The sequence below is a fragment of the Synechococcus sp. WC101 genome, assembly GCF_047461555.1.
GTDB lineage: Bacteria > Cyanobacteriota > Cyanobacteriia > Thermostichales > Thermostichaceae > Thermostichus.
Genome location: NZ_JANSHG010000090.1, coordinates 1 through 10,386, shown reverse-complemented (window position 1 = coordinate 10,386; position 10,386 = coordinate 1). Strand labels below are relative to the sequence as shown.

General features: G+C 62.1%; 6 protein-coding genes. 3 read left to right on the top strand and 3 right to left on the bottom strand.

What is annotated here, in order from left to right; translation table 11 throughout:
- The first annotated feature begins 102 nt into the window (after positions 1 to 102).
- Together NW809_RS07610 and NW809_RS07605 are read left to right on the top strand one after the other, a co-directional pair.
- Positions 103 to 309: a hypothetical protein gene (locus tag NW809_RS07610; protein ID WP_240530343.1), complete on the top strand. Its 207-nt coding sequence runs from the start codon at positions 103 to 105 to the stop codon at positions 307 to 309.
- An 87-nt stretch (positions 310 to 396) separates the two neighbouring features.
- The gene (locus NW809_RS07605; RefSeq protein ID WP_414401862.1) at positions 397 to 1,872 is read left to right on the top strand and encodes a cryptochrome/photolyase family protein; all 1,476 of its coding nucleotides are present in this window, start codon (positions 397 to 399) and stop codon (positions 1,870 to 1,872) included.
- Positions 1,873 to 1,967: 95 nt separating this feature from the next.
- Here the strand turns inward: NW809_RS07605 and NW809_RS07600 are convergent, their stop codons facing one another.
- Both NW809_RS07600 and NW809_RS07595 read right to left on the bottom strand, forming a co-directional pair.
- Positions 1,968 to 3,308 (bottom strand): alkaline phosphatase, encoded by a 1,341-nt coding sequence (locus NW809_RS07600; RefSeq protein ID WP_414401861.1) that lies wholly within the window; start codon positions 3,306 to 3,308, stop codon positions 1,968 to 1,970.
- 213 nt (positions 3,309 to 3,521) lie between these two features.
- Positions 3,522 to 5,885: a DUF3488 and DUF4129 domain-containing transglutaminase family protein gene (locus NW809_RS07595; protein ID WP_414401860.1), complete on the bottom strand. Its 2,364-nt coding sequence runs from the start codon at positions 5,883 to 5,885 to the stop codon at positions 3,522 to 3,524.
- Between the two features lie 206 nt (positions 5,886 to 6,091).
- Here NW809_RS07595 and uvrA point away from each other — a divergent pair, with 206 nt between their 5' ends.
- Positions 6,092 to 8,992, top strand: a complete 2,901-nt coding sequence (uvrA, locus tag NW809_RS07590; protein WP_414401859.1) for an excinuclease ABC subunit UvrA — start codon at positions 6,092 to 6,094, stop codon at positions 8,990 to 8,992.
- A 95-nt stretch (positions 8,993 to 9,087) separates the two neighbouring features.
- Here uvrA and hemW read toward each other — a convergent pair whose 3' ends face one another.
- Complete coding sequence (gene hemW, locus NW809_RS07585; protein ID WP_414401858.1) at positions 9,088 to 10,281, bottom strand: radical SAM family heme chaperone HemW; 1,194 nt, start codon at positions 10,279 to 10,281, stop codon at positions 9,088 to 9,090.
- Positions 10,282 to 10,386: the final 105 nt, after the last annotated feature.

Here is a 10,386-nt window from a genome sequence, read left to right as displayed (position 1 = left end):
GGGCTGGGATATAGGGGGGTACAGAGCGGGGCTTCCAGGACTACGTCCCGCTAGCGCGAACGGCGGATTAGCTAAAGCCATCGATGGATGGATGGAGACGTGATGAGCAAGACGCCAGAGGCGCTGCGGCGCTCCGTTGAGCAGTTCCTACTTAATGTACCGGAGCCGCTCGATCCGCTACTTGCCCTCAAGCTGACTCAGTTGGTGGTGAGGCCGGGAGATACAGCTTACGCCATGGGCTCCAGCGATGGCCAGCGAAACCTTGACGAGCGCTGTTGTCCCTGCCCTGGACGTCTGTTGGGGGAATAGACATCATTTGCCCACCTCTGCCGGCAGCCTGGGGTTGAAGAGAGGAAGAAAAAGCGGCCAAGATGGGATCCGGTTGCTTGGCCTCCTATGACTTCCCCGGTTCTCCTCTGGCATCGCCGCGATCTGCGGCTGGCGGACAACACAGCCCTCCACGCGGCGGCGCAGCGCAGCTCCCAGGTGGTGCCGGTTTTCGTTTTCGACCCGCAGGTCTTGCAGCGGGCGGATATGGCCCCAGCCAGGGTGGCGTTTCTCCTCCAGGCGTTACAGGAGCTGCAGGAACGCTACGCCCAGATGGGGATCCCGCTCCTCTGGCGGCGGGGGGATCCGTTGGCGGAGCTGCGGCAGTTGGCCACCGAGCTGGGGGCGCAGGCCGTGTTCTGGAACGAAGATCTGGATCCCTTGGCCCGGCAGCAGGAGAGTCGGGTGCGGGCCAGCTTGACGGCAGCCGGGATCCCCTCTTTTTCTTACCAAGATATGCTGCTGCACGGGCCGGGAGAGGTGTTGACCCAGGCGGGGGAGCCCTATTCGGTCTTCACTCCCTTCTGGCGCAGGTGGGCGAGCTTGCCCAAGCGGGATCCCTACCCAACCCCCGAGGGTCTGCAGCCGGTATCGGGACTAAAAGCGCAGCCTCTACCGACTTTGGCAGATTTGGGCTTTGTCTGCGACCAGCGGATCCCAGCAGCGGGGGAAGCAGCGGCTCAAGCCCTTTTGGAAGACTTTTGTCAGGGTTTGCGCATTTTGGACTACGAGCGAGCCCGCAACTTCCCGGCTGAGCCGGGCACTTCTCTACTGAGCCCCCACTTGTGCTGGGGAACGATCGGCATTCGCCAGGTGTGGCAGGCCACGCGGGAGGTGGAAGCGGAGGTGCGCAGCGAAGAGGCCGAGAGCAGCCTGAAGACTTGGCGGCAGGAGCTGTGCTGGCGCGAGTTTTACAAGCATGTTTTGGTCCACTGGCCCCACGTGGAGAGCGGCGCCTATCGGCGCGCTTTTGATGCGCTGGAGTGGGACAACCGCCAAGATTGGTTTCAGGCCTGGTGCGCCGGGCAGACGGGCTACCCGATTGTGGATGCGGCCATGCGCCAGCTCAACGAGACCGGCTGGATGCACAACCGCTGCCGCATGATCGTGGCCAGCTTCCTAACCAAAGATCTGCTTATCGACTGGCGCTGGGGAGAGCGCTACTTTATGCAGAAGCTGGTGGACGGGGATCTGGCGGCCAACAACGGCGGCTGGCAGTGGAGCGCTGGTGTGGGCACGGATCCCAGGCCGCTGCGCATCTTCAACCCGGCCACCCAGGCGGCCCGCTACGACCCGGAAGGGGAGTACATCCGCCGCTACCTGCCGGAGCTGGCCGGGCTGGATACCCCCGCTTTGCTGTGGGTAGGCGACGATCCCAAGGGATCCTGGGCTCTGCAGGAGCGGCGGCGCTGCGGCTACCCGGATCCCATCGTGGATCACAAAGTGCAGCAGCAGGCGTTCAAACGGCGCTACCAGGCGGTGCAGCAGGGGTACTCCAAGTCTGTTCAACGATCAAACGATCATAGAAATCCAAGCGTTGTGTAGTCTCGTAAAAAAAGGGGATCCACTGGATGGATCCCCCGTGACGGACAGAGCTTGTGGGGCAAACACCCGCCCAAGGCAGGTGACCACAGCAGACACTAGGGCTTCAGCTCGCTGGGGATGCGCTCCCCAAAGAGCACGAAGTAGAGGATGCGGTAGATGTCGGTATTGGCGATCCCGGTGGGGGGCAGCAGCTCCCGAGCGTTGAGGCCGGCAGCGCGAGCGATGACTCCACTGCCGACGTCATCTCCGCTAGCCCAAGCCACGGCAAAGGGAAAGCGCTTGCCATTTTTGTCGGGAGCGGAAATGAACGGCTTGCTACCGGTGCCGTCAACTCCGTCAATGGGGGCACCACTGCCTTCGGGGTCAGTAGGGGGCAGCGGCTCCTCGGCGGATTCGACATCCACCAACTGCATCCCGCCGGCGTTGCTGTCGCTGGTGGTAATCATGAAGGTCTTGGGATTCTTCTCGATAAAGTTGAGAATCACCCCGATGGCATCGTCGGCCCGCTTCATGGCCTCCAGGCAGCCAGAGGCATTGAGGTTGTTGCACATGTTATCAGTGCCCTCTTCTTCGATGACGGCGAAGAAGCCCTTAGGATTGCGGGAGATCCGCGCCAGGGCAAATTCGGTCATCTCGGCAATGGTGGGGGCGCTGGCGATGTAGTTGGGCAAGTTTTCTTTCCGCAACTCTTCTTCAGGCTTGTCGTAGAAGGTGTCCTCGACGTTGAACACCCCCAAAACCTTGGAGGCATCCGCCGGCAGCTTCAGCAGCTCGTCGCGGGTATAGACGACGACATACCCTTTTTTCTTGGCTTCCTCGATGAGGTTGCGGCCATCCTTGCGCTTCCCTTGGCCAAAGCGACCCTGGACGCCTTCCGGCAGCAGCCATTCCTCACCGGCCCCCAGGATGATGTCCACCCCCGACTCCACCACTTGTAGGGCGATCTCCTCATAGTCGCTGCGCTTGGGAACTTCCGCCACGAAAGCAGCCGTTCCCGGCTCAATGATGGATCCCGTTTGCACCAGAGCCGTGCCCAAGCCCGCCGCCACTGCTTCCTCCATAATCGTGTTCAGGGTGCCGTTGGCGGAGGGATACTCTTTGCCGTCCGGATCCAACCCAAAGCTCTTGGCATGAGCCCGAGTTCCCGTAGCATGAATCACCGCCCCGGCGTTGGAGGTTCCGCTCAGTTGGTCGAGAAGATGCCCCCGGTAGGTGGTGATTACCGGCAGGCGATCCCAATTTAAGAAGCCATCCGGGCCGTAGTGGAGAATGCGCGTGATGTCCCAGTGGGAGGCCGAAGTGCCATCGGGGTGGAAAAAGATCGCCCCGTTGCCAGTCGGCTTGGGCGCCGCCTGGGCCAGGCCGGAGGAAAAAAGCGAAGAGGACAGCAGGCACAGTGTCGCGGCCACGGCTGCCCTCAAAGAATGGTTACGCATAGTGAGCATGCCCTTGCTTGTTCAAGGCTGGACGTTAAGAAAAGTAACACAGCCTTGACGACCTAGCAAGAGCCCAACTGCCCCTGCAAGCAGAACTCGCCTGCAGGAACGGCTGCTGTTCTGGATTGCCCAGGGTAGATTGTGCGCTCTGCACCTACTGTTAACTATCTCTTAACCATCCCATAACGTCAAGGCTGCTTGGGCCGTTCCAGATCAAGCAGCGCTTTGGGGGGCAGAGGTGAATCGCCAGGCCTGCCTAAGCTGTCTGAGGTATTGTTGCCAACGCTGCGGTTCTCCAGGTTGCAAAGGGATCCCGCCAAAGCGCACCTCCAGGTAGCGCTGCAGGAACTGGATGGCCAGCTCAACCCGGGGCAAGTTGGACTGGCGCAAGTGTTCCAGGCAGGCTTCCGGCCCCAGGTGGGCTGGGATCCCCGCCGCCGTCAAGAGATCTCGCAGTTGCAAATAGAGCCTTGAGATGGCCTGGCGGCGCTGCTGGGACTTGGGCAGGGCCGCCGGGATCCAGCGCATCCCGGCAAAGGCCAGACTTGGCAGCAGGATCCCGACCATCCAGGTGGGCCAAGGGGGGGACGGCTGCCACAGGGATCCCATCACCACTCCATTGGCGGCTGTGGCCAAGAGGATCCATCCCCCATCCTGCCAGCGCACGGCCTGGTAGCGGCGGCGGCGGCCCCAGTAGGCCGTGAAGCCAGTGATGACCATCACCCCCACCAGCGGCAGGCTGTTTTGCTGCAGGCTTTGCCCCCAGCCCACCAAGCTGCGGCGGAGGGCGGCAACGACATCCTCCTGCTTTTGGGGAGCGGTCACGCGGCTGGCCAGCTCCTGAATCTGCCGCCAGATCTGCCGCTGGGTGGATAGATCGTACTGGATGACGTACTTAAACCAACGGAAGCGCAGGCTGTCGTAAAAATCTTGCAGGGGATCCCACCAGCTTTGCCGCTGGCTGACATTGGCCTCGGGCGGCGTGGCGTCGAAGATGATCCATCCATAGGGGCCAAAGGGGATCTCCGTCCACGAGTGGGCATCGGCGTTGCGCACCGCCAGGTACTTTTCCTGCGCCACCCAGCGCCCGCCCAAGAAGCCATTGACCACGCGGGCCGGGATGCCGAGGCTGCGGGCCAGCACCGTCAGGGCGGTGGCAAAGTATTCGCAGTGGCCGCGTCGGTGGGTAAACAAAAAGGCCTCCAAAGGCGGCTCGGCCCCGGGATCCGGCAGATCGGTGGTGTAGGCGTAGTTCTCCAGCAGGTAGTTCTGCAGAGCCGCTACCTTGCCAAAGACGTCGGGGATCCCAGCCGTGATCTCCTCTGCCAAGGCGGGAATGCGCGGATCCAGCTCTGCCGGCAACTGCAGGTAGGCTGCCTGCTGGGCTGGGTCAAGCGCACTCAGCAGCTCCTCCTGGCTAAGCTGGCGCAGGCGGGGCCTTAGATCCTGGGGGATCCAGCTCACGGCGCGGTAGAGATAGGGCAGCCGGGGGGGCAGAGAATGGCTGACATCCCCGCTCTCGTGCAGGAGCAGGCGGCGAGTTTGCCGTTGCCATGCCTGCTGCGGAGTCATCGCCCCACCTCGATCTAGCCACTCCACCTCTAGCAGCGGCGCCACCCCAAAGACGGTGGTGGTGGCCAGCGGCTCTAGGTAAATCCGCTGCTCCAGGGGGAAGAACTGGAGGTCGCTCGCGGTGGGGATCAAGGGGGAAGCCGAGAGATCAAAGACCCCTGCTGCAGTGGGGAAAATCGGGATCGCGCGGTTCAGCGTCCGCGACCAAGCCCGCCCGTCGTAGCGATCAAAGCTGATCCCCCGCCAGTAGAGGGACTCCACCTGGAGGGGCACCCCTGCCGGGAACTCCACCCGCAGGGCAACGGTGTTGTCGGTTTTAAGGGTGCCGAACTCCCCCAGGCTGACTTCTTCGGCAAAGCCGGTGGTCATCACCGGCGAGCGGGCCTGCCGGCCCAAGATCCCCAAGCTGAGCCGCGGGAAGAGGAAAAACAAAACCACCGAGAGAATTGTTGCCAGCAAGGCCAGGGATCCCAGAAACCCCAAAAAGCTGAGGTCGATCCCGCGGACTTGGCTGGCCGCCTGCGGGTGCTGCTCCGCCTGCAGGCGCAGGTGATAGAGGGTGAGGTTAACCAGCCCCACCCCCACATACAGCAGGAATAAAAACCCAAAGCTGATGTCTTCGTTGAAGAGGGTGGCGATGGCCATCAGCAGCAGAGACAGCACCGCCGACTGGATGTAGTCTGCTGCCCGTTCCCGCTGGAACAACTTGGCCCCTGTTAGGTAAAGCACCAGGCCTATGGCCCCATCCGAAAGCGGCAGCACGCCCGCCAGCACCAGGGCCGCCAAGCTGACCAACACGCTCACCGTCAGGGGCATCCACAGGGAAGCATAGCGGGCAAAACTAATCCGGGGCGGCTCCCAAAACCAACTGGCAGCCCCCGCCGCCAAGCAGAGGGCGATAACCGCCGGCGACAGGGCCTGATCCCCCAGACAAAGGGCCGTGAAGGCGATCCCCACCAGCAGGTAGATGAAGACCTTTTGGAGAGAAAGGAGCGGCCAGGCCATTGGCTTTTCGAGGAGCCCTTGCGTTGCCCTTCCAAGATAGCCAAGCCAGCTCCCTGCCCAAAACCGACGCGGCCTGCTGGCACCCCCGCTCGCCCTGGAGAGGACAGACTTCTGTCGCAGCACTAGAATCGTTAATGTTCTTTAATGTTTTTTGACTCGCCGACTTTGGCGGCAGATCCACGCACGCTGCGCACAAAGGGGATGAGATGTCCGGCCAAAACGAAATCCATGTGGTGGGGGCGCGGCAGCACAACCTCAAAAACCTCGAGCTGCGGATCCCGCGCAATCGCCTGGTGGTGTTTACGGGCGTCTCTGGATCCGGCAAATCTTCTCTGGCCTTCGACACCATCTTTGCCGAGGGGCAGCGGCGCTATGTGGAGTCCCTCAGCGCCTACGCGCGGCAATTTCTGGGGCAACTGGACAAACCGGATGTAGACCGCATCGAGGGCTTGAGCCCGGCCATTGCCATCGACCAAAAGTCCACCAGCCACAACCCCCGCTCCACGGTGGGCACCGTTACCGAAATCTACGACTACCTGCGGCTGCTCTACGGGCGGGCCGGGATCCCCCACTGCCCCCATTGTGACCGGGTGATTGCCCCCCAGACGGTGGATCAAATGGTGGACCAGATCCTGGCCCTGCCGGAGCGGACGCGCTTTCAGTTGCTGGCGCCTGTGGTGAGGGAAAAAAAGGGCACCCATGCAGCCCTCTTGCAGAGCTTGCGCCAGCAGGGGTTTGTGCGGGTGCGCATCGACGGCCAAGTGCGGGATCTGAGCGAAGAGATCGAGTTGGCCAAAAACAAGACCCACACTATCGAGGTGGTGGTGGATCGGCTGGTCAAGGGCCCCGACATTGCAGAGCGGCTGGCCGATTCCCTGACCACCTGTCTGCGCCAGTCGGGGGGACTGGCGGTAGTGGAGCTCTTGCCTCGGGAGGAGGAGCGGGAACATCTGTTGCAAAAAGTAGCCGAGGTGGCGGGGCAGTACCTCAACGGCAAGCCGACGGAGCTGATCTTCTCTGAGCAATTTGCCTGCCCCGAACATGGCTCGGTGCTGAGCGAGCTGTCGCCGCGGCTATTTTCCTTCAACTCGCCCATTGGCGCTTGTCCTGTCTGTCACGGCTTGGGCTTTGAGCCCATCTTCGACCCCGACCGCATCGTGCCCGATCCCAAACTTCCCCTCTACGCGGCCATCGCACCTTGGGCCGAGCGGGAGAACCCCTACTACCTGGCCCTGCTGGCGGGGGCCGCCAAGGCCTTTGGCTTTGAGCTCAGCAGCCGCTGGTGCGACCTCACCCCTGAGCAGCAGCAGCTCCTCCTCTACGGCAGCGACCAGGAGATCTACGTTGAAGCGGAATCCCCCTACCGGGGCCGGGGGTACTACCGCCGCTACGAAGGGGTGATCCCCCAGTTGCAGCGGCACTACCAAGAAACTACCTCCGAAACCTACCGGCAAAAGCTAGAGGCCTACCTCACCTACCGCCCCTGTGCTGCCTGTGGCGGATCCCGGCTGCGGCCGGAGGCCCTGGCGGTGCGCGTCGGCGGCTACCGCATCACGGATCTCACCCAGATCTCCATTGGCGATTGCCTGCGCCGCCTGGAAGACCTCAAGCTCACCCCCCGCCAGGCCCAGATTGCCGAGCTGGTGCTGCGGGAGATCCGAACCCGGCTGCAGTTTTTAATCGATGTGGGCCTCGACTACCTCACCCTGGCCCGCCCGGCCATGACCCTTTCGGGGGGTGAAGCGCAGCGGATCCGGCTGGCTAGCCAGATTGGCTCTGGCCTGACGGGCGTGCTCTACGTGCTAGACGAACCCTCCATTGGCTTGCACCAGCGGGATAACCACCGCCTCTTGCAAACCCTGTTCCGCCTACGGGATCTGGGCAACACCCTAATCGTGGTGGAGCACGACGAGGAAACCATCCGCGCCGCCGACCACATTGTGGACATTGGCCCTGGAGCTGGCATCCACGGGGGAGAAGTGGTGGCCCAAGGGTCTCTAGCCGACATCCTGGCCTGCGAGCGCTCCCTCACTGGCGCCTATCTGTCGGGGCGGCGGCGGATCCCGACCCCGGCTCGGCGGCGGCCCGGCAAGGCCGTTTCCTTCAAGCTCACCGATGCCCACAAAAACAACCTCAAGCACATCGATGTGGAGATCCCCCTGGGCAAGCTGGTCTGCGTCACCGGCGTCTCCGGCTCCGGCAAGTCCACCCTGGTCAACGAGTTGCTCTACCCCGCCCTGCAGCACTACCTCGGCCAGAAGGTGCCCAAACCCGCGGAAATGGGAGAGCTGCAGGGCGTTGAACACATCGACAAGGTGATCGTCATCGACCAATCCCCCATTGGCCGCACCCCTCGCTCCAACCCTGCCACCTACACGGGTCTATTTGATCCCATCCGCCAGGCCTTTGCCCAGACTCTAGAGGCCAAGGCTAGAGGCTATCACGCTGGCCACTTTTCCTTCAACGTCAAGGGGGGGCGCTGTGAAGCCTGCAAAGGGCAGGGGGTGAACGTGATTGAAATGAACTTCCTGCCGGATGTGTATGTTACCTGCGAAGTGTGTGGCGGCAGCCGCTACAGCCGCGAGACCCTCCAGGTCAGGTACAAGGGCAAAAACATTGCCGAAGTCTTGGACATGACGGTGGGGGAGGCGCTGGAGTTTTTTGCCGCCCTACCCCCTGCCGCCAAGATTCTACAGACGCTGGCCGATGTGGGCCTTGACTACATCAAGCTGGGCCAGCCGGCCCCCACCCTCTCCGGCGGGGAAGCGCAGCGGGTAAAGCTGGCGGCAGAACTGTCCCGCCGTTCCACCGGCAAAACCCTCTACCTGCTGGATGAGCCCTCCACCGGCCTGTCGTTTTACGATGTTCACAAACTTTTGAACGTCCTGCAGCGGCTGGTGGATGCGGGCAACACCGTGCTGGTGATCGAGCACAACCTGGACATTCTCCGCTGTGCCGACTGGATCATCGACCTGGGGCCGGAAGGGGGCGACCAGGGCGGCCAGATCGTGGCCGTAGGCACCCCTGAGGCAGTGGCTGAGCAGCCGGGATCCCATACGGGGCGCTACCTGAAGCAGGTTTTGCAACGCCATCCCCCCGGCCAGTAAGCCCTGCTATCCCCACCCTCTGAGAGACAAGTTGGACAAAGGTCGACTTTGAACCGGGCGGCTGCTTTCTTCACTGATGTCCTGCCCAGTTCTCTTCAAAACAAAAGCTCTTCAATGACTTCGTTGGAAAACAGCCAGCCCTCCGGCGGGACTAGCCGCAGCCGCCCCGCCTCACAACTGGCCCAACCTTTTTCAAAATAGGGATCCAGCCTCTGCAAGGCCTGCTCCACCTTCCTGCTGCCAAAGCGCTCCTGTAGAGTTGCCAACTCCAGCCCTTCCTGGAGGCGCAACCCCAACATCACCGTATCCATCCAGATTTCTTCTGCAGAAGCCGGCGGCGGCAGGGGGTGAACCTGCGCTTTGACCTGTTCAAAGTATGCGTGGAGAGTTTTCGGCTGTTGAATGCGCCGCCCCCCTTCGTAGCCGACCGATCCCATGCCAAAGCCAAAGTAGGGGCGGTTTTCCCAGTACACCCGGTTGTGGCGACAGGCATACCCAGGGCGGGCAAAATTGGAGATCTCGTAGTGGATGTAGCCGGCTTGGGTGAGCAACTCCCGCGCCGTCAGGTACATGGCAACCGTGGTCTCCTCGCTGGGCAGAGGCGCCTCCCCCGGCCGGTAGAGACGCCCAAAGCGGGTTCCCGGCTCGAGAGTGAGATCGTAAACGGAGACATGGGTGGGGTTGATTTCAAGAACAGCTTGCAGGGACTCCTGCCAATGTTCTAAAGTTTGATAGGGCAGCCCGAAGATCAAATCCAGGTTGAAATTCTCAAAGCCCACCGCCTGCAAGTCGGCCACAGCCTCGTAAATTTCTTCCACCCCATGGAGGCGACCGCAGGCGGCCAGCAGCTCCGCTTGAAAGGCCTGTACCCCTAGGCTAATGCGGTTAACCCCTAGATCCCGGTAGCCTGCCAACTGCTCCCGTGTCAGGGTGCCGGGGTTGGCCTCGAGCGAGATCTCGCAGTCGGGATGAAACGGGATCCTCTCCCTTAGTTGGCTCAAAATCCGACTCAACTGCTTCACCGTCAGCAGGGAAGGGGTGCCGCCGCCGAAAAAAATGCTGGTCAAGGGCTGGGGATCCGCGGCCAAATGGCGGTAGCGGTAGGCGCCGCCGATCTCTTGGCAGAGCCTCTGCACATAGGTTTCGATCAGTTCGCGCGTGCCCAGGCCGGTGGCAAAATCGCAGTAGTGGCAGCGCTGCCGGCAGAAGGGAATGTGCAGATAGGCCGCCTCCGGCCAGCCAAGCTGAGTGGAGAGGGCAAAGTCTTCTGCAGAGGCTGCAACTACCATAGCTCCCTACCTTGGTGACGTACTCCCACACTCATGCTGACGCATAGAGTGCGGGCTTCCCAGTGACTCCTGCCCAATAGCAGGACATTTCCTGAGCTTGAAGAA

Coding starts and splice junctions, on each gene's coding strand:
- NW809_RS07610 (WP_240530343.1), top strand. CDS start 103: ATGAGCAAGACGCCAGAGGCGCTGCGGCGCTCCGTTGAGCAGTTCCTA.
- NW809_RS07605 (WP_414401862.1), top strand. CDS start 397: ATGACTTCCCCGGTTCTCCTCTGGCATCGCCGCGATCTGCGGCTGGCG.
- NW809_RS07600 (WP_414401861.1), bottom strand. CDS start 3,308: ATGCGTAACCATTCTTTGAGGGCAGCCGTGGCCGCGACACTGTGCCTG.
- NW809_RS07595 (WP_414401860.1), bottom strand. CDS start 5,885: ATGGCCTGGCCGCTCCTTTCTCTCCAAAAGGTCTTCATCTACCTGCTG.
- uvrA (WP_414401859.1), top strand. CDS start 6,092: ATGTCCGGCCAAAACGAAATCCATGTGGTGGGGGCGCGGCAGCACAAC.
- hemW (WP_414401858.1), bottom strand. CDS start 10,281: ATGGTAGTTGCAGCCTCTGCAGAAGACTTTGCCCTCTCCACTCAGCTT.